Annotated in this window: 14 protein-coding genes and 1 tRNA gene; 3 read left to right on the top strand and 12 right to left on the bottom strand. The window is 63.7% G+C overall.

Annotated features, from left to right (window positions below; all coding sequences use genetic code 11):
* Positions 1-9: 9 nt before the first annotated feature.
* The 4 genes from hypE to KUV45_RS17275 are packed head-to-tail and all read right to left on the bottom strand — an operon-like array spanning position 10 to position 5105.
* Positions 10-1059, bottom strand: a complete 1050-nt coding sequence (hypE, locus tag KUV45_RS17290) for a hydrogenase expression/formation protein HypE (RefSeq protein WP_222163556.1) — start codon at positions 1057-1059, stop codon at positions 10-12.
* Positions 1056-2195 carry a hydrogenase formation protein HypD gene (hypD, locus tag KUV45_RS17285; RefSeq protein ID WP_222163555.1) on the bottom strand — a complete coding sequence of 380 codons (1140 nt, stop codon included), beginning with the start codon at positions 2193-2195 and terminating at the stop codon, positions 1056-1058. Before hypD ends, hypE begins: the two co-directional genes overlap by 4 nt.
* Positions 2192-2476: a HypC/HybG/HupF family hydrogenase formation chaperone gene (locus tag KUV45_RS17280; RefSeq protein WP_222163553.1), complete on the bottom strand. Its 285-nt coding sequence runs from the start codon at positions 2474-2476 to the stop codon at positions 2192-2194. The genes hypD and KUV45_RS17280 overlap by 4 nt, the downstream gene beginning before the upstream one ends.
* Positions 2436-5105 carry a carbamoyltransferase HypF gene (locus tag KUV45_RS17275; RefSeq protein WP_222163552.1) on the bottom strand — a complete coding sequence of 890 codons (2670 nt, stop codon included), beginning with the start codon at positions 5103-5105 and terminating at the stop codon, positions 2436-2438. The genes KUV45_RS17280 and KUV45_RS17275 overlap by 41 nt, the downstream gene beginning before the upstream one ends.
* Positions 5106-5394: 289 nt before the next feature.
* Here KUV45_RS17275 and imuA point away from each other — a divergent pair, with 289 nt between their 5' ends.
* Genes imuA through KUV45_RS17260 form a run of 3 tightly spaced genes read left to right on the top strand, consistent with a single transcriptional unit; the run spans position 5395 to position 10911 of the window.
* Positions 5395-6069 carry a translesion DNA synthesis-associated protein ImuA gene (gene imuA / locus KUV45_RS17270; RefSeq protein WP_222163550.1) on the top strand — a complete coding sequence of 225 codons (675 nt, stop codon included), beginning with the start codon at positions 5395-5397 and terminating at the stop codon, positions 6067-6069.
* Complete coding sequence (locus KUV45_RS17265) at positions 6066-7580, top strand: DNA polymerase Y family protein (protein WP_222163549.1); 1515 nt, start codon at positions 6066-6068, stop codon at positions 7578-7580. The genes imuA and KUV45_RS17265 overlap by 4 nt, the downstream gene beginning before the upstream one ends.
* Positions 7564-10911, top strand: a complete 3348-nt coding sequence (locus KUV45_RS17260; protein WP_222163547.1) for an error-prone DNA polymerase — start codon at positions 7564-7566, stop codon at positions 10909-10911. The genes KUV45_RS17265 and KUV45_RS17260 overlap by 17 nt, the downstream gene beginning before the upstream one ends.
* Positions 10912-11058: 147 nt before the next feature.
* Here the strand turns inward: KUV45_RS17260 and ychF are convergent, their stop codons facing one another.
* The 8 genes from ychF to KUV45_RS17220 form a co-directional block, all read right to left on the bottom strand.
* Positions 11059-12150, bottom strand: a complete 1092-nt coding sequence (gene ychF, locus KUV45_RS17255) for a redox-regulated ATPase YchF (RefSeq protein ID WP_206943415.1) — start codon at positions 12148-12150, stop codon at positions 11059-11061.
* 123 nt (positions 12151-12273) lie between these two features.
* Entirely contained in the window at positions 12274-12858 is a 585-nt protein-coding gene (gene pth / locus KUV45_RS17250; RefSeq protein ID WP_222163705.1) for an aminoacyl-tRNA hydrolase, read from the bottom strand.
* Positions 12859-12985: 127 nt separating this feature from the next.
* A complete protein-coding gene (locus tag KUV45_RS17245) occupies positions 12986-13675 on the bottom strand; it encodes a 50S ribosomal protein L25/general stress protein Ctc (protein ID WP_222163545.1) in 690 nt (229 codons plus the stop codon).
* 119 nt (positions 13676-13794) lie between these two features.
* Positions 13795-14736, bottom strand: a complete 942-nt coding sequence (locus KUV45_RS17240; RefSeq protein ID WP_206943411.1) for a ribose-phosphate pyrophosphokinase — start codon at positions 14734-14736, stop codon at positions 13795-13797.
* Positions 14737-14808: 72 nt separating this feature from the next.
* Positions 14809-14883, bottom strand: a tRNA-Gln gene (locus KUV45_RS17235).
* Between the two features lie 16 nt (positions 14884-14899).
* Entirely contained in the window at positions 14900-15781 is an 882-nt protein-coding gene (ispE, locus tag KUV45_RS17230) for a 4-(cytidine 5'-diphospho)-2-C-methyl-D-erythritol kinase (RefSeq protein WP_222163543.1), read from the bottom strand.
* Between the two features lie 159 nt (positions 15782-15940).
* Positions 15941-16555 carry a lipoprotein insertase outer membrane protein LolB gene (gene lolB / locus KUV45_RS17225; protein ID WP_224852063.1) on the bottom strand — a complete coding sequence of 205 codons (615 nt, stop codon included), beginning with the start codon at positions 16553-16555 and terminating at the stop codon, positions 15941-15943.
* Positions 16556-16653: 98 nt separating this feature from the next.
* The gene (locus tag KUV45_RS17220) at positions 16654-18411 is read right to left on the bottom strand and encodes a tetratricopeptide repeat protein (protein ID WP_224852064.1); all 1758 of its coding nucleotides are present in this window, start codon (positions 18409-18411) and stop codon (positions 16654-16656) included.
* Positions 18412-18462: the final 51 nt, after the last annotated feature.

Raw genomic sequence — 18462 nt, 5'->3', positions numbered from 1 at the left:
GCTTGCGGTTCAACAAATCCTGGGAAGCTGCTCACCCACCAGCATGTCGACGATTCGCTGGCCTCCAAATAAGGTGCGCAGGGTAACCCGTCCGGGTTTGCCGGTATGGGCGTGGCCGATCACGCTGGCGTCCCGGCCCAGGGGATGGCGCTTGAGCGCGGCCAGGGCGGCATCGGCACGATCCGCCGGTACCACGGCCACCAGCTTGCCTTCGTTGGCCAGATAGAGAGGGTCCAGGCCCAGGATCTCGCACATGCCCCTGACCTCTCGGCGCAGCGGCAAGGACGCATCCTGAAGTTCGATGGACAGTTGCGAGGCCTCGGCCATCTCGTTGAGCACTGTGGCGACCCCACCGCGGGTGGCATCGCGCAGGCAGCGTGTGTTCGGCACCGCCTCGAGCAGTGCTTCCACCAGGCCATTGAGGGCGGCGCAGTCGCTCTCTAGAGCCGTCTCCAGCGAGAGATCCCCACGGGCGGCCAGGATCGCTGCACCGTGGTCGCCCAGCCAGCCGTTGACGATGACCACGTCTGTCGCCTGAATCTGCTCGATGCTCAGGCGGCGCTCGGCAGGGATCACCCCCACACCGGTGGTGGTGATGAAGATACCGTCGCAGGCGCCACGCTCGACCACCTTGGTATCGCCGGTCACGATGGCGACCCCGGCACGGTCTGCCGCTTCCTTCATGGATCGGGCAATACGTCTCAGGTCATCGACCGGCAGTCCTTCTTCCAGAATCACCGAGCAGGACAGATAGCGTGGAAGGGCGCCACCTACCGCCAGGTCATTGACGGTGCCGCAGACCGCCAGGCTGCCGATGTCCCCACCCGGAAAGAACAGAGGTTTCACCACGAAGCCATCACTGGTCATGGCCAGCCGATCCCCGGCACGGCAGAGGGGTTCCAGCGCCAGTCGAGCCTGATCCTCGAGGGTATCCTCAGGGGCGCCGAAGGCACGAATGAAGACATCATCTATCAGGTCCTTCATGGCCTTGCCGCCACCCCCATGGGCCTGGGTGATGGTGGCTGCATTGACCGTGGCCAGAGTACGCTTGTGGCTCATGGCGAGACCTCTTCATGCTGCTCTGCGCGGGGGCCGCCATATTGGAAGTAAGCGGCGCAGGCGCCTTCACTCGAGACCATAAGGGCGCCGCAGGGGGACTCCGGGGAGCACTGGCTACCGAACAATTCACACTGCCAGGGCTTGAGATTGCCGGTCAGTACCTCGCCACAGCGCAGCGCCTCGGGGTCGGCCACCTGCTGGTTCGGGAGCGAGAACTTGCGCTCGGCATCGTAGGCGGCGTATGCCTGCCTAATCTGCATGCCGGAGTCCTCGATGGGCCCCAGGCCCCGCCACTCGCATGACTGGCGGGATTCGTACACTTCGTGGACAGCCTGCAGTGCAGCGGGATTACCGTCTCGGGAAACCAGCCGCTGGTACTGGTTTTCGACCTCGGCGCGGCCGTCGTGCAGCTGGCGCACCACCATCAGCAGAGATTGCAGCATGTCCAGGGGCTCGAAGCCGGAGATGACCACCGGGCAACGGTAATGTTCAGCGATGAAGCGGTAGGGCTCGGTGCCGATGATCATTGACACATGGCCCGGCCCGAGAAAGCCGTCCAAGCGATGATCGGGATTCTCGAGAATGGCCTTCAGCGTGGGAATGATGGTGATGTGGTTGCAGAACACCGAGAAGTTGGTGATGCGCTGGCGCTGTGCCTGGGTGATGGTCAGAGCCGTGGAGGGGATCGTGGTCTCGAAGCCCAGGCCGAAGAACACCACTTCCCGTTCTGGATGGCGGATAGCGAGATCCAGTGCATCCATGGGCGAGTAGACGATGCGCACGTCGGCGCCTTCGGCCTTGGCCTGAAGCAGGCTCTTGCGAGAGCCTGGAACCCTGATGGCGTCACCAAAGGTCGCCAGGATGACCTCGGGGCGTTCAGCGATCGCCAGGCAGTCATCTACGCGTCCCATGGGCAGCACGCAGACCGGACAGCCCGGGCCGTGGATCAGCTCCAGCTGCTTGGGCAGCATCGCCTCCAGCCCATAGTGGAAGATCGCGTGGGTGTGACCTCCGCAGACCTCCATGATGCGAAGGGGGGCAGGGCGATCACGACAGATCTTCTCGACCAGCGTGGTGATGTGCTCCAGGGTCTGGCGGGCTCGTGTGTGGTCGCGGAATTCATCGATAAACTTCATTGCCGCTTCTCCTGGCTGTCCATCAAGGCATCGAGTTCGTGGGTATCACCGAGCATGTCCAGCATCGCCAGGGTACGTTCAGCGGCGGCAGCGTCGATCCGGTTCAGGGCGAACCCGACGTGTACCAGCACCCAGTCTCCCACGCAGGATTCGGGCGGATGGGCATCATCGATGATGCAGGCGATATTGATCTGGCGGCGGACGCCACTGACGTCCACGGTGGCCAGACTGGTGTCGATATCATCGATCGTGATGATCTGCCCCGGGATTCCCAGGCACATGGGTACTCTCCTGTGAGTCGTCGTCATGGCCGTCGGGCACTAGACAAGGGTGTAACGGCGAGTGTGGTGGGTGCTGGCGGCGAGCAGGTGCTGCGGCAATCAGCGCCTGGCCAAGGGCAATGCCCCCGTCATTGGCCGGTACCTGGCGGTGACTCAGCACCTTGAAGCCCAGCGCACCAAGGCGCTGCTCGACCAGCGCAAGCAAGCTACGGTTGTGGAAGCAGCCACCACTCAGGGCCACGGTGTCAAAAGGGTGGTCTTGCGAGAGTGTCGAAGCGACACGAGCCAAGGCGGTGGCCAGGCCCAGATGAAAGCGCGCCGCGCAGAGGGCCGGGTCGCAGCCCCTGGCCAGATCATCAAATAGCACCGGCCACAGGGGGGCCGGGTCCAGCAGCATGACGCCAGTGTCTGAAACGGTAATGTCGAGGGGATAGCCTGGGGCGGTGCCGAGGTCGTGCACGGACATTCGGGCCAGTGCCCTGGCAGCCAGTGTTTCCAGCGCCATGGCGGCTTCGCCTTCGTGATGCTGGTGCTCGAAGCTCAGCTCGAGTGCCGCCGCGACGGCGTCGAACAGCCTGCCGCAGGATGACGCCTTGGGGCTGTTGAGGCCTGCCTTGAGCATGGCAACCAGGGCTTGCAAGGGCATGCCGCCAAGCCGCTTGACCACCTCCAGTTGGGGATAGCCTCCTAGCAAGGCGTCAATGCCAGGGCCGGCGAACCACTGGGCGACAAGATTGCGCCAGGGTTCTCGGGCGGCGGCTGCGCCTCCGGGCATCGGCACCGCCTTCAATGCTGCCACGCGCTGACACTGCTGGTAGTCCGCCAGCAGGCACTCTCCACCCCATAGCTCACCATTCAGGCCAAGGCCGAGGCCATCCAGGGCGATACCCAGTACCGGCGGTGCAGACAGTGGTCGGCCATGTTCGCCCAGGCAGGCGGCAATATGGGCATGGTGGTGGCCGACTTGCGTTATCGTCAGCCCCTCGCGAGCGGCCATCGCTGTGGCCAGGTGGCTCGTGTGATAGTCCGGATGACGATCGCAGGCCAGCCAATCAGGACGATGGTCGTAGAGCTTCAGAAAATCCTGCAGATGATGCTCGAAGTCATCCAGGGTGGCGGGATCGTCCAGGTCGCCCTGATGAGGCGACAGAATGGCGCGTTCTCGATCGATCAGGCAGAACGTGGCTTTCTGCTGCGGGCCAAGGGCGAGGCCAGGGCCAATATCCTCGAACCCCGGCGGCAATGGCAGCGACGTTGGCGCGAAGCCCCGAGCCCGCCGCAGGACGCGCAAGGCTCCCGCGGCGTCCTGAACCAGGCTGTCATCAACGCGCCTGACGATACCGCGATCATGGCTCAGGGCGTGGCTGGCCATAGCCCCCAGTGCATCGCTGAGACGAGCATCATCGATCAGCTGCGGCTCGCCCGAGGCATTGCCACTGGTCAGTACCAGCGGTACGTCGATATGTCGAAACAGCAACAGGTGCAGGGGCGTGGACGGCAGCATCACCCCCAGGCGGTCCAGACCTGGAGCCAGGTTCGGGGCGATATCTAGAGCCAGGTTCGGGGCGATGTCGGGAGCCGGATTCGGGGCGATATCTAGAGCCAGGTTGGGGGCCTGGCTAGGCCTTTTGGGAGACATGTGCGTGTCGGTGGCCGACATGGGCGGAGCCTTGCGTCGCTCCAGCAGGACGATCGGCGCCGCCGGGCTCTCTAGCGCCTCGGCCTCCCGCGGGCTGACGTGGCAGTAGCGGGAGACCATCGCGAGATCCGCCATCATCAATGCCAGGGGCCGCGTCGGTCGGCGCTTCAATTGGCGCAGTCGTGCGACCACATCCTCTCGAGAGGCATCACAGGCGAGCTGATAGCCGCCGAGTCCCTTGATGGCCACGATATGACCCGCGCAGATCAGCTCTGCCGCGGCCATGATCGGATCGGCATCAGGGCTGCTTTCAGGGCTGCCATAAGAGATATCAGCGTGGTTCTCCGGGTCGGTGGCGGGCACACCATGGTCGCGATCAAGACGCATCAGCGAGACCCGTGGACCGCAGTCGGGGCAGGCGATGGGCTGTGCGTGGAAGCGCCGATCGGCAGGGGAACGGTACTCCTGGCAGCAGCTGGCGCAAAGCGGGAAGGCCGCCATGGTCGTGGCGGCACGGTCGTAGGGCATGGCCCGGATAATCGACAGTCGCGGGCCGCAGTGGGTGCAATTGGTCAATGCATAGCCCGAGCGGCGCTGCATCGGATCGAGAATCTCGGCTTTGCACGCGGCGCAGACAGCGGCATCTGCCGCAATATCGGTGCGAGTTAGTCCGGGCCGACTGTCGATGATGGTGAAATCGGTGATCGATTCCACTGGGGGCAACTCGGACGATGCGATGCCTGTGATGGTCGCCAGCGGTGGCGGCTCACTGTCGAGCTGTGTCAGCAGCGTCGCCAACTGTGCCGGGGACCCCTGAGCGCGAATCACGACCCCCTGGCCATCATTGCGGACATTCCCCGTCACGCCAATAGCGGTGGCGAGCTGCCATACCCAAGGACGAAACCCGACGCCCTGAACGCAGCCCTGCACCCTGATCTCAAGCGCTGACATCACAAGGTCGGGGGAAGCGGGAAGGGGAGTGGTGGTCACTGGCGTACGCCTTCGGGCAGCAGGCAAATGTTCCGCACGACTATTCCACAGTCTTTTCCAGGCTGCGGTGAGCTGCGTCACGGTCTGTGTTCACCTTACTCCTCTTGTCCCGCCTTTCTCGGTGGAACCTATGCAGTGCTGAGCCCTGACGACAGACCCCATGTCACGCTGACTGCGTTGACGTCTTGGCGACGTCTCAAGCCGTCATCGCTTGGCATTCCTTAAATACTGTATAAAATAACAGTATTCTGTTCAGCATGACTCGCATCACTTTCAAGGAGGGGGCGCCATGACAGCAGCACACCCCGTCGACATCACTCAACTAATGCAACGGGGAACGTTATGGCGCGCGGGCCGTGATCCTGCGCGGGACTGGGAGACCTCTCAGGCGGATGCTCTGGTTGTGCCAAGCGGATTCGCGACACTGGATGAGGTGTTGGGTGGGGGCTGGCCCCGTGGAGACCTGATGGAGTGGTTGCTTGACCATCCCGGTATCGGTGAAATCCGCCTGCTGGCGCCACTGATGACTCGCAGCCAGCGGATTGTCTTGCTGGATCCCCCTTGGATACCTCATGCCCTGGCACTGCAGGCGGCGGGCATCGGTATCACCAAGATCCATGTCATTCAGACAGGCACCACCAAAGAACGTCTGTGGGCCATGGAACAGGTGGTGAAAAGTGGCTGTTGTGACCTGGTGCTTGGCTGGTTTGGCGCCCTCCAGGGCAGCTGGTTGCGTCGCCTGCAACTGGCGATGGCGGGGGGCACCGGGGTCGGCGTATTGCTGCGCCCTGCATCGCTTGGCCAGCAAGGGTCTGCTGCACCCTGGCGTTTGCGCCTGGGGGGCAGCGCTAATGGTCGGCTTGAGGTGGAGGCCTTCAAGCGCAAGGGTGCCATACCGGCAAAAACGATCACCTTGGATCTGCCGACCTCGTCCCTGTCACCGGTGAACAGGGGGGCGCCATGAAGGGGTTATGGCTGTGCCTGCATGGTCCTCGCTTTGAGCTTGACGTGGTGGCTCTTGGCGACACGCAGCCCAAGGCGCTGGTATCGGCCAATGGAGAGCGTGTCCAGCAGGTATGCAGCAAGGCCCAGCGTCAAGGAGTGCGGCCCGGCATGACCGTGAGCACGGCGCTAAGCCTGGAGCCTGAGCTGCAATTGTTCACGGCGGACACGGCCGCATGTCGACAGCGGCTGGAAGGGCTCGCCCTGTGGGTGGGGCGTTTTAGCGCGCGTGTCAGTTTCGAGCCTAGCCTCGCTGGCGAGCCTGCCCGGGGCGTGGTGCTGGAAATTGGCTCGATGCTCCATTACTTCGGTGGTCTTGCCGCGCTGTGGTCCAGGCTGGAGAGCGAGCTGGCCGGTCTGGAGCTCGATCTCGTCTGCGCCACGGGGCATACGCCCTTGGCGGCGGTGCTGCTGGCTCGTGCGGGGGGCGTCCGCCCACACGATGAGGACAGCGCTGTTCGGGGCGCTGGTGTTCGGGGCTCTGGTTTTCGGGGCACTGGTATTCGGGGCAATGGTACTCAGAGCCCTGGAGCCGATGTTGATGGCCATCATCGGCGGCTGGGGCAGCTGTCGTTGTCCCAGCTGGCGCTGCCGCGTGCCCAATTGGCGCGTTTGCAAGGGCTAGGCTTCCAGCGTGTTCGCGATCTGCTGGCTCTGCCGACGGCATCTCTGGCTTCGCGACTGGGTCCCGATCTGACCCAATGGCTCAAGCGGCTGACCGGTGCTGTGCCTGACCTGCTGCCCGTCTTTGAGCCGCCACCGCGGCTGGAGCGTGAGCTCGAGTTGAACCATGACATCGAATTGGCGCCTGCGCTGCTGTTCCCCTTGAAGCGACTGCTGATGGAAATGGAGGGCTTTCTGCATGTGCGCTGTGCCAAGGCGCTGTCGCTGCAGCTGACGCTGTATCAGCGGGATGCAGAGCAGCACATCACGGTGGGACATGCCGGAGGAGAGCAGTCTGCCGATGCCTGGCTCGAGCTATGTCGGTTGCGCCTGGAGCGCTGTGAGCTCAATGCGCCAGTGCGCCGTCTGCGACTAGAGGTCAGCGAACTGACGCAGCAGGAGCAGCCCGCCCAGGACCTGTTCGATACGGCGCCCCCCAAAGAAACTGCCGATGCCCTGTTCAGCCGCCTGCGAACCCGGCTTGGTCAGAACAGTGTCATGCAGCCTCGCTGGCGCGAGGATCATCGCCCTGAGCGAGCCTCGACGCTTGAGCGGTGCACCCGCGCAGCGGCGCAGGTGTTGCCCCAGGGCCCGCGTCCTGCCTGGCTGCTGCCCACCCCGCTGACCATGTCGTCGGCAGCGTTGTCGCAGCTTGAGTGGCTTGCCGGGCCAGAACGCCTGGCCAGTGGCTGGTGGGACGCCGCCCCGGCCCGGCGGGATTATTACGTCGTGAGATTTGGCGATGCCCGCTGTGGCTGGATCTTCCGTGACCACACCGGGCAATGGTGGCTGCATGGCTGGTTCGGTTGAACACTGCGAGACCTCATCGGAGCACGCTGCCCGACGGATAGCGCCTGCAGCCGATATAGCCTCTGGGGCGCCGCCGCTGGCCTATGCGGAGCTCTATTGCCTGACGAATTTCACCTTTCTCAAGGGGGCCTCTCACCCACACGAGCTGGTGGAGAAGGCGGCCTGCCTGGGCTATCGCGCGCTGGCCATCACCGATGAATGTTCCGTGTCCGGCGTGGTGCGCGCCTGGGAGGCCGCCCGCGATCTGGATATGACTCTGATAGTCGGCGCGGAATTTCGTTTTGAGGATCAGGCGGTGGTGGTGCTGGCCGAGAATCGCCAGGGCTATGCGCAACTTTGCCGGATGATCACCCTGGCCCGTCGGCGGGCCCCCAAGGGCCATTACCGGTTGGACTGGGAGGAGCTAGCAGGGCTTGAGGATTGCCTGCTGCTGTATGACCCAGCGGGCAGTGATGATCGCTGTGCCTATCGCATGGCCTGGCTGAAGCAGCATTATCCTGGGCGTAGCTGGGTCATGCTGCTGCGCCACTTTGATGCCGGTGAAGAGGTGCGTCATCACCACACCGTCACCATGGCGAAACGTCTTGGGCTGCCCTTGGTCGCTGCCGGTGGGGTGCTGATGCATCAGGCTGCGCGCAAGCGTCTGCAGGACGTGCTGACGGCGCTGCGTCATGGCACCAGCGTGCAGCAGGCGGGCTACCTGCTCGAGCCTAATGCAGAGCGCTGTCTGCGTTCGCTGCCACGCCTGGCCGAGTGCTTTAGCCGTGACATGCTCGATGAGAGCGTGCGCATTGCCGAGCGCTGCCAGTTCGATCTTGGCCAGCTGCGCTATGAATACCCCGAGGAGCTGGTGCCCGAGGGCCATACCCCCATGAGTTGGTTGGTCCACAAGGTGGAGCAGGGACAGGCCAAGCGCTTTCCGGATGGAACGCCTGTCGAGATTGCTGCGCAGATTCAGCACGAGCTGTCGCTGATCGAGCGGATGCAGTATGCCCCCTTCTTCCTGACCATCGAGGATATCGTGGCCTTTGCCCGCGGGCAGGGCATCCTGTGTCAGGGCAGGGGATCCGCCGCCAACTCGGTGGTGTGCTATTGCCTGTTCATTACCGAGGTGGATCCACGCCAGGTGCAGTTGCTGTTCGAGCGCTTCATTTCCGAAGAGCGTGACGAGCCGCCGGATATTGATGTCGATTTCGAGCATGAGCGGCGTGAGGAAGTGATCCAGTACATCTATCGTCGCTATGGGCGGGAGCGAGCCGGGCTGGCCGCCACGGTGATCAGCTATCGTCCTCGCAGCGCGCTGAAGGACGTGGGTAGGGCGCTGGGCCTTCAGCCCAGCTACCTGAGCTGGCTTGCCAGCCGACTGGATCGACGTGACGGCGAGCAGGCGTGGTTGACTGGGTTGCGCATGGAGCTCGCTCAGTCCGTCGCGGTGACGGCGTCGTCTTCCCCAGGGGCCGGATCGATCGAGCCGGGCAGCGAGGATGGCGCGCGCAGCCTTCGTCAGCACCTGGTAGAGCTGGTCGAGCAACTGCTGGGCTTTCCACGCCATCTGTCACAGCACGTGGGTGGATTTGTCATTTCTCGGGGGCCGTTGCATGAATTGGTCCCGGTGGAAAATGCCGCCATGCAGGAGCGCACGCTGATTCAGTGGAACAAGGACGATCTGGAGAGCCTGGGCTTGCTGAAGGTCGATGTGCTGGCGCTGGGCATGTTGACCGCGATACGCAAGACTCTTGGCCTACTGGGCCAGCCACCAAAACACAGCCAGCAACAGACCCGGCAGGAAAACAGCGACTCGCCATCTGACCATGGCGGTGACCGGGTCATTACCCCCATCGAGGCGCTCGCGGCGATTCCTCGGGAAGATCCGGAGGTCTATCGCATGCTGTCCCGTGGAGACAGCATCGGTGTCTTCCAGGTCGAGAGTCGTGCCCAGATGAACATGTTGCCCAGGCTAAAGCCCCAGAATTACTACGATCTGGTGATCGAGATTGCCATCGTCAGGCCGGGGCCGATCCAGGGCGACATGGTCCACCCGTATCTGCGCCGCCGGGACGGGTTGGAACAGGTCGAGTACCCCAGCGCGGATGTCAGAAAGGTGCTCGAGCGAACTCTGGGAGTCCCCATCTTCCAGGAGCAGGTCATCAAGCTCGCCATGGTGGCGGCGGGCTATAGCGGTGGCGAGGCTGACCAGCTCAGGCGCGCCATGGCGGCCTGGCGGCGGGCGGGTACCATCGCCGAGCACCAGCACAAGCTGACCGCCGGCCTGCGCGAGCGTGGTTACACCGACGAATTCGCGGCGGCCATCTGTCGCCAGATAGAAGGCTTCGGTCAGTACGGTTTCCCCGAGTCCCACGCGGCCAGCTTCGCCCACCTGGTCTATGTGTCCGCCTGGCTCAAGTGCCATCACCCCGCGGCCTTCTGCTGTGGACTGCTCAATAGTCAGCCCATGGGCTTCTATTCTCCGTCTCAACTGTTGCAGGACGCTCAGCGCCATGGGGTTCAGGTGAGGCCGGTAGACCTGCTGCAAAGCCGCTGGGAGTCGACGCTGGAGGTCGATCATGAGGCTCCCCCTGAGGCAGCGGACGCACCAGGGCATCCCGCAGGGCCAGCGGTGCGGTTGGGGTTGCATCTGGTGAAGGGGCTCAGCAGGGAGGCAGTGCTGGCGCTGCTGGAGGAGCGTGACCGATCCCCCTTTACCCGTCTTGCCGATGTGCGCCGGCGTGTATCGATCCGCTCACAGGACTGGGAGGCGCTGGCCTCTGCGGGTGCCCTGGCTGGTCTGTCGGGACATCGCTATCAGGCCCGCTGGGATCTGCTGGCGCCTCAGCCAGGCCTGGCCCTGGGGGACACCGAGCTGCTCGATGAAGACAGCACGGCGTTGATGCCGCCCCTTGAGCAAGATGACCTTGAGGCGGACTATCGCCACCTCGGGCTCAGTCTTGGGCGCCATCCCATGGCGCTGCTGCGTGAGTCCACGGCGGGGCAACGGCAGGGGCTCGATGGCTGTCTGACCGCCCAGCAGCTGTTGACCGTGGATCATGGCTGCCTGGTTCAGGTGGCAGGGCTTGTGACCACGCGGCAGCGGCCCGGTACGGCCTCAGGTGTCACCTTTGTGACCCTCGAGGACGACAGCGGCAATATCAATGTGGTGGTGTGGCGAGACACCGCCAAGGCTCAACGTCAGGCGTTACTCAATGCACAGATATTGCGAGTGACCGGCCACCTGGAGCGAGAGGGGAGTGTGGTGCATGTGATCGCTGGCCGCCTGGAGGATATCGGCGCCTGGTGGAAGGCGCTGAGCGTGACGTCGCGGGATTTTCGTTAGTCGCTGTTTCGCTCTGGTGCTACCAAAAACGGCACCGAGGCGTACCTCGGTGCCGTTCTGGTCATCGTGCTGGCGGGGCCTGCGCTTCGACACCAGCGTGTGGTGGCAGGCCCCGCTCAGCCCAGACCCAAGCGTGTCGCGCCTGGATCAGACGTTAAAGCGGAAGTGCACCACGTCACCGTCTTTCAGCACGTAGTCCTTGCCTTCCAGGCGCCACTTGCCGGCGTCCTTCGCACCCTGCTCACCGTTGAGGCTGACAAAGTCTTCGTAGGCCACGACTTCGGCGCGGATGAAGCCTTTTTGAAAGTCGGTATGAATGACGCCAGCGCCTTCCGGGGCCGTCGCGCCGACCTTGACGGTCCAGGCACGCACTTCCTTCACACCCGCCGTGAAGTAGGTTTGCAGACCCAGCAGCGCGTAGCCTGCGCGAATCACGCGATCGAGGCCGGGCTCTTCCATACCCATCTCGGCCAGGAACATCTCACGTTCCTCGTCGTCGAGTTCGGCGATCTCCGCCTCGAGCTGGTTGCACACAGGCACCACTACCGCGCCTTCCGCCTCGGCAATACCCTTCACCACGTCGAGGTAAGGATTGTTGTCGAATCCATCCTCGTTGACGTTGGCGATGTACATGGTGGGCTTGAGCGTCAGGAAACCAAAGCTCTTGATCTGCTTCTTCTCGTCGTCAGAGAGATCGAAGCTGCGCAGCGGCTGGCCTTCTGCCAGGTGAGGCTGGATGCGGTCGAGCACCGCCTTGGTGGCGATGGCGTCCTTGTCGCCGCCCTTGACCACGCGAACCAGGCGCTGGATGGCCTTTTCCACGGTATCCAGGTCGGCCAGGGCCAGTTCCAGGTTGATGGTCTCGATATCCGCCGCCGGATCGACCTGGTTGGCCACGTGGATGACGTTGTCGTTATCGAAGCAGCGCACCACGTGGGCGATGGCCTGGGTCTCACGGATATTGGCGAGGAACTGGTTGCCGAGGCCTTCACCCTTGGACGCGCCGGCGACCAGGCCGGCGATATCCACGAATTCCATGGTGGTCGGTACGACCTTCTCCGGCTTGACGATCTCCGCCAGCTTATCGAGACGCGGATCCGGCATCGGCACGATGCCGACATTGGGCTCGATGGTGCAGAACGGGAAGTTCTCGGCGTCGATGCCGGACTTGGTCAGGGCGTTGAAGAGGGTGGACTTGCCGACATTGGGCAGGCCAACGATGCCGCAGTTGAATCCCATGGGTGATTCCTGAAAGAAGGTGAAGGAAGTCGAGTCATCGCAGAAAGCGCATCAGTGTATGACGTCGAGTGGCAGAGTGACAGCCTGTCTCGACCCGCTGAGCGCTGCCGCGGGAGTCTGTCGTCAGGCCGAATGGCTGTGCAGGCGATTCATCGCCTTGGCCCAATCGCCCGCCAGGGCCTGGGGCAGTGTCGCCAGGCACTCGATCAGCGCGCCGTCGATCGCCTCTCGCTCGCTCTTGCCGGGACGGCCAAGCACGTAGTTGGTGACCAGATTGGCACTGCCCGGATGGCCGATGCCGATGCGCGCACGATGGAACGACTTGTCATTGCCCAGTGCGCTGATGATGTCGCGCAGGCCGTTGTGTCCACCGTGGCCGCCGCCCTGCTTGTAGCGGGCGCTGCCAGGGGGCAGGTCGAGTTCATCATGGGCGACGAGTATCTCGTCAGGGGCCAGCTTGAAGAAGTTGGCAAGAGCGGCGACGGCGGCGCCGGAGCGATTCATGTAGGTCGTCGGTACCAGCAGGTGCAGGTCTTGTCCTTCCACAAAGGCCTTGGCATAAAGCCCAAGAAACTTCTTTTCCGGGCGTAGCTCGGCAGACGCCTGGCGGGCCACTTCCTCTACCAGCCATGCGCCAGCGTTGTGGCGGGTCGCCTCATACTGGGCGCCGGGATTGGCCAGGCCAATCAGTGCCTTGATCCGTGTCATGCTCATGTCTCCGGCCGCGGTGCGGGCAAGCGCTTTGCTCAGGGCCTCGGCGGCGCGACGCTGGGCAAAGCGATCGATGAAAACGAAAAGGGCCACCGCAGTGGCCCTTGAATCAAGCGGACAGAGATTACTCCTTGTCGCCTTCTTCGCCTTCGTTCTTCGCTTCCTCGGCAGCGTCGGCGCTGGCATCAGCGGCGGCAGCTTCGTCCTCGGCAGCTTCTTCGTCGGACTGCATGGCCTTGGCCTTGGTCACGTTGACGATGGCCTGGTCATGGTCTTCGCCGTAGGTCAGCTCGACGATGGTGACGCCAGCCGGCGCCTTCAGGTCGGACAGGTGCAGAGTGCTGCCCAGCTCCAGGCCGGAGATGTCGACTTCGAGGTAGTCAGGCAGATCTTTCGGCAGGCAGCTGATTTCAACGTCGTTGGCCAGCTGGTGCAGTTCACCGTCCTGCTCCTTGAGCGCCTTGGACTCGTCCTGACCGACCACGTGCAGCGGTACGCGCATGGTGATCTCGTGAGTCGCATCGACACGCAGGAAGTCAGCGTGGGTCACCAGCGGCTTGTACGGGTGACGCTGGAGGTCACGCACGACAACCTGCTGGGCCTTGCCATCTACCTCAAGGGTGATGACGGAGGAGAAGAAGGCTTCTTCTTCCAGGGCCTTGTAGAAGGCGGTCTTGTCCACAGCGATGGGCTGCGGCGTCTTCTCGCCACCGTAGATGATGGCGGGCACTTGCTGGTTCGCACGACGCAGGCGGCGGCTCGCACCTTTCCCCAGGTCGTTACGAACGTTGGCGGTAAGTTTGTAGTCAGACATGGATTTGCCTCTTGGCTAAAAGTAAGGAAGCCACCGAGCCCGCGACCAGACCTCGATGGTTCCAGGTGCCCCGGAGACCGGGGCGCGTTACCCGCGCAATGTGCTGGCCTTTCGCAGGCTCAGTGGAACATCGCGCTGACGGATTCTTCATTGCTGACACGGCGAATCGCTTCCGCGATCAGGCCGGCCACGCTCAGCTGGCGAATACGCCCGCTGCGACGAGCGGTTTCGGACAGCGGGATGGTGTCTGCCACCACAACCTCGTCCAGAACCGACTCGGAAATGTTGTCCACCGCAGGGCCAGACAGGATCGGGTGGGTGGCATAGGCCACCACACGGCGCGCGCCGTGATCCTTGAGGGCCTCACCGGCCTTGCACAGGGTGCCAGCGGTGTCGATCATGTCGTCCACGACCACACAGGTGCGGTCCTGAATATCACCGATGATATGCATCACCTGGGCCTGGTTGGCCTGGGGACGACGCTTGTCGATGATCGCCAGATCAGCGTTCAGCTGCTTGGCGATGGCACGTGCGCGGACAACGCCACCAACGTCGGGGGAGACCACTACCAGATCGTCGTAGTTCTGGCGCTCGATGTCGTCGAGCAGGATCGGTGAACCGTAGACGTTGTCGACCGGAACATCGAAGAAGCCCTGGATCTGATCGGCGTGCAGGTCCATGGTCATCACCCGGTCAACGCCTGCCTTGACCATCATGTCGGCGACGATCTTGGCCGAGATCGGTACACGGGCAGAGCGCACGCGGCGATCCTGGCGGGCATAGCCGAAGTAAGGCACCACTGCCGTGATACGGGTAGCGGAGGCCCGGCGCAGGGCGTCAACCATCAGGATCAGTTCCATCAGGTTGTCGTTGGTCGGTGCACAGGTGGACTGCAGGACAAAGACATCCTTGCCGCGCACGTTCTCGTTGATCTCGACCGCGACCTCTCCGTCGCTGAACTGACCGACCGTGGCATTGCCAAGCCGGCTGTCCAGGCTCTCGGCGACCTTACGGGCGAGTTCGGGGTTGGCATTCCCGGCGAAAACCATCAATTTTGACACGCGCAGCCACCTTTGCTGTGTTGGGTCTTCAGTGTGAGTCTGGGGGAGTGAGTCCAGGACTCAGAAGGAAGTTGGCTGGGGTAGGAGGATTCGAACCTCCGCATGCCGATACCAAAAACCGGTGCCTTACCGCTTGGCGATACCCCAGCAATAACGTCCTGCCTCAATCATCGGGCAGGGCGTCGAGGAGAGGCGATCGATTCAGGCCCTTGGCCTTGAAGGCGTGCCAGTCCGGTTGCTGCTGCTCTATTGCTTCAAGCAGCGCCACCGCGTCGGCTTCCGACGTCAGACGGGCAAAAACACATGCTCCGGTACCCGTCAACATCGACGGCGCCCGGGTGTTCAGCCAGTCCAAGGCACGAGCCACGTCAGGATAGCGCTGCCTGACAGTGTCTTCGCAATCGTTGCGCCAGCTCGACGCTCCCCCCTTGAGTGCGCGCGCCATGGTAATGGCGGGGGTGTTCCGTGTCAATTCTGGCGCAGTGAAGACGGCGGGGGTCGATACGCTGATACCGGGGTGCACGACCACAAACCAGGGAGTATCGAGGTCCACCGGGATCAGGCGCTCACCAATGCCCTCGGCCCAGGCGGCGTGGGCGTTGACGAAGACCGGAACGTCGGCACCGAGGCTGAGCCCAAGCTCAGCCAGCTGCGGGCGAGGGATGCCCAGACCCCATAGATGGTTGAGTCCTGCCAGCACGCTGGCAGCATCGCTGCTCCCGCCGCCCAGGCCACCCCCCATGGGCAGCCGCTTGGTTACCGAGAGCGTAGCGCCGAGGTGGCAGCCGCTGGACTGTTGCAGGTGCCTGGCGGCGCGCCACACCAGGTTGTCCTGGGGAGCAACACCGTCGAGAGCGCTGTCCAGCACCAGCTGGCCATCCTCGCGCAGCTCGATGGTAATGTCGTCGCCATGGTCGAGGAACTGGAACAGCGTCTGCAGCTCGTGATAGCCGTCGGCTCGACGGCCGACGATATGCAGCATGCGGTTTAGCTTCGCCGGGGCGGGCAAGGTCAGCCGCGCTGCGGCGGTGGGTGGCTGGGGCATGGCCATGTTGCCTTTACTGGTCGTGCCGTCGAGCAGCCGCGGCTGCTCGAATGACTGCTGGAATGACTGCCCACATGACTGCCCTAGTGACAGGCCGAGCGATGGCGTGGGTGATGGCGTGGGTGATGGTTTGCGTCATGGCTTAAGCAAAGGTGCGCGTCATTCTTCGAGCGGTTGCCACTGATTGACCACCAGGGTGGCGCGCAGGTCGTCGTAGGTCATGACCAGTCGGCGCGGCAGCCAGGTACCAGACACATCTTCCCAACCACGATAGTCAATCTCCCAGCCGTCCTGTTCCAGGGTGGCCGGAAAGCCGAGCTCATCTTCTGTCATGCGGTGGTCGCTGTTGTCGGCGGGCAGTCCTCTTACCCAGTCGGTCAGACTGGACACCGGCAGTGACCAGCCCAGGCGCTGTTCCATCAGGGCTTCCGGGCTGTCGGCCTCGAAGCGCCCTTCGCTGGTCGTCAACGAGACGCGGCCGTCACGGCCTTCCAGGGTGCTGCGACCGGCGCCCATCGGTCCCGTCACCAGCAGGCGGTAGTGGTAGGGCGTCTGGCGCCAGTCCAGGTTGGCGCTGGTGGAGTCTTCAGGGGTGCGCAGTCCCACCTTGCCGGTCAGGTTCCAGGCGGTAAAGGCTTCCACCTGGGACAGCTGCGCTTCCCAGTCGCCGGCTTCGCGCTCGGTGCGCGGCTCGGTCACGCTCTGGGAGGTGGCGCAGCCAGCCAATAAAGAAAGGCTAAGGGCGATAGCGGGAAGTCGTAGAGAAGGCATCATCGCGGGGTCCTTGCGGGTCATCGGGAGACACACTATGAGAATAAAGGTAGAGCGTTGCGGGGGAGGGCGGTCACCTACCCGGCAGACGCCTGGTACTGTCAGGGGGCAATTTCTGGCCGTCGATCCAGCAGGTCGACAATCAGCGGGCGCTCCTCGAAGCGTTCCTGCGCCTGCTTGAGCAGGTCGCGGGCGCGTTCGCGCTCGCCAAGGTCCCACAGCACCTCAATCAGGTGGGCCGCCACTTCCTGGTCCGGAATCTGGCGCCAGGCCTGTTCAATCCAGGGTAGCGCGACCTCAGGTTTGCCTTCGCGATAGGCGATCCAGCCCAGGCTGTCGAGAATCGCCGGATTGTCCGGCGACAGGTCGTAGGCGCGCTGAATCAGTCGCCTTGCCTCGGCGAAGTCATCAGGATCGCCTGCATCTGCCAGGGTGTAGCCAAGGGCATTGAGGGCGACCGCATTGTCCGGCTGCTGTTCGACCAGAGTGCGTAGATCCTGTTCCGAGGTGTCCATGTCTCCCTCGGTCCAGGCGCGCATGGCGCGGAAGTAGCGCAGGTCGCCGTCTTCCGGTGTGCGGGTCAGTTCGCGGTTGAGCAATGTCTCGGCCTGGGCATTCATGCCCTGCTGGTCGAGCAGCTGGACTTCGGTGACCACCAGGCCGGTATAGGCCTCATCGTGGCGCAGGCGTTCGACCCGCAGGAACGCGCGCGCATCCAGCAGTCGATCGGCCTCGATCAGCATGCTGGCCGCCCGCTGACGGGACAGCAGGAAGTCGGGCCCAGGGGGGACTCGCCGGTAGTACAGCAGGGCGTTATCGACGTCGCCTTCCTGCTCGGCGATGCTGCCGAGTAATAAATAGAGGGCGCTGGGCGCCTGAGGGTCATCGACCAGCGGCAGCAGCAGACGTCGGGCCGGCGCGCGATGGCCTTCTTCCAGGTAGAGCTGGGCCAGGCCGACCCGCAGCAGCGGATTGTCGCCGCGGGTATCCAGCAGCGTGTCGGTGTTCCCCTCGGCCGAGGTCAGGTTGCCCAGACGGATGTCGGCTCGCGCCATAAGAAGAAGGAAGCGAGGATCTTCCGGTGATTGGTCAAGGCCGCGGCGTGCGGTGCTGCGAGCCTGCTGGTAGCGGCCTGCATCCAGAGCGATGCGTGATTCCGCCAGCAGTCCCTGGGTGCTGTTACGGCTGCTGGCATCGAGTGCGGCAATTCGCCGCTGTGCCGCGTCGTGGTTGCCCGAGGCGGAATCGGTCAGGGCCAAGGCCAGCTGCAGGTCGTCCCGTTGGCGCGCGTCGCGCTGACCGGTGGTCAACGCCTCGTTCAATTGTGCCGCCAGCGCCTGAGGATCGGCGCCGCTGGACAGAGCGGTGTCGACGAAGCGGGTAATGTCGTCTTCCCCGGGGGCGATCAGTCGCTGCTGCAGCGCTTCTGTCCAGTTGCCGCGGCTGCCCGCCAGGTTGCCGAGAATCTGAGCCGCCACTGGAGCTTCTGGCGAGACCGACTGCCACTGGCGCGCTGCGCGTTCGATCAAGGCGGTATCGTCGGTAAAGCGTGCCGCCAGGGTGGCGCGCTCGACCAGGGCCGGCGAGCGATAGCGTTCGGCGGCGGCCAGATAGCCTTCGGTGGCTCGACGATAGTCGCCGCGCTGGCCAGCCATCTCCGCGATCAACAGGGTCGACAGGCCTTCAGCGTCGAGCCCCCGGGTGATCGGGGGAGCGCCCGCCATCGGGTCGTCGGATGCCATGTCATAGGCGCTGCCGCTGGGACTATAGGAGACGCTTTGGCAGCCGGCAAGCCACGCTGTCAGCGACAGGGCAAGCAGGGTGCGGGCTGGCATTCCTTGGCGCGCGTTCGAAGGCATTGAGGCATCATCTTTTCCATCAGGAATCCCAGCATAACGGCTTGGCGTCTC

Origin of the sequence: Halomonas sp. DP3Y7-2 (assembly GCF_019800795.1) — a bacterium.
GTDB lineage: Bacteria > Pseudomonadota > Gammaproteobacteria > Pseudomonadales > Halomonadaceae > Halomonas > Halomonas litopenaei_A.
This window is presented reverse-complemented; position numbering and strand designations above follow the sequence as displayed.

What these genes read in the sequence shown, in the direction of transcription:
- KUV45_RS17260 (WP_222163547.1), top strand. Translation starts at nt 7,564, where the DNA reads ATGGCTGGTTCGGTTGAACACTGCGAGACCTCATCGGAGCACGCTGCC.
- KUV45_RS17280 (WP_222163553.1), bottom strand. Translation starts at nt 2,476, where the DNA reads ATGTGCCTGGGAATCCCGGGGCAGATCATCACGATCGATGATATCGAC.
- imuA (WP_222163550.1), top strand. Translation starts at nt 5,395, where the DNA reads ATGACAGCAGCACACCCCGTCGACATCACTCAACTAATGCAACGGGGA.
- hypD (WP_222163555.1), bottom strand. Translation starts at nt 2,195, where the DNA reads ATGAAGTTTATCGATGAATTCCGCGACCACACACGAGCCCGCCAGACC.
- ispE (WP_222163543.1), bottom strand. Translation starts at nt 15,781, where the DNA reads ATGCCCCAGCCACCCACCGCCGCAGCGCGGCTGACCTTGCCCGCCCCG.
- lolB (WP_224852063.1), bottom strand. Translation starts at nt 16,555, where the DNA reads ATGATGCCTTCTCTACGACTTCCCGCTATCGCCCTTAGCCTTTCTTTA.
- KUV45_RS17265 (WP_222163549.1), top strand. Translation starts at nt 6,066, where the DNA reads ATGAAGGGGTTATGGCTGTGCCTGCATGGTCCTCGCTTTGAGCTTGAC.
- hypE (WP_222163556.1), bottom strand. Translation starts at nt 1,059, where the DNA reads ATGAGCCACAAGCGTACTCTGGCCACGGTCAATGCAGCCACCATCACC.
- KUV45_RS17220 (WP_224852064.1), bottom strand. Translation starts at nt 18,411, where the DNA reads ATGCCTTCGAACGCGCGCCAAGGAATGCCAGCCCGCACCCTGCTTGCC.
- KUV45_RS17245 (WP_222163545.1), bottom strand. Translation starts at nt 13,675, where the DNA reads ATGTCTGACTACAAACTTACCGCCAACGTTCGTAACGACCTGGGGAAA.
- ychF (WP_206943415.1), bottom strand. Translation starts at nt 12,150, where the DNA reads ATGGGATTCAACTGCGGCATCGTTGGCCTGCCCAATGTCGGCAAGTCC.
- pth (WP_222163705.1), bottom strand. Translation starts at nt 12,858, where the DNA reads ATGACACGGATCAAGGCACTGATTGGCCTGGCCAATCCCGGCGCCCAG.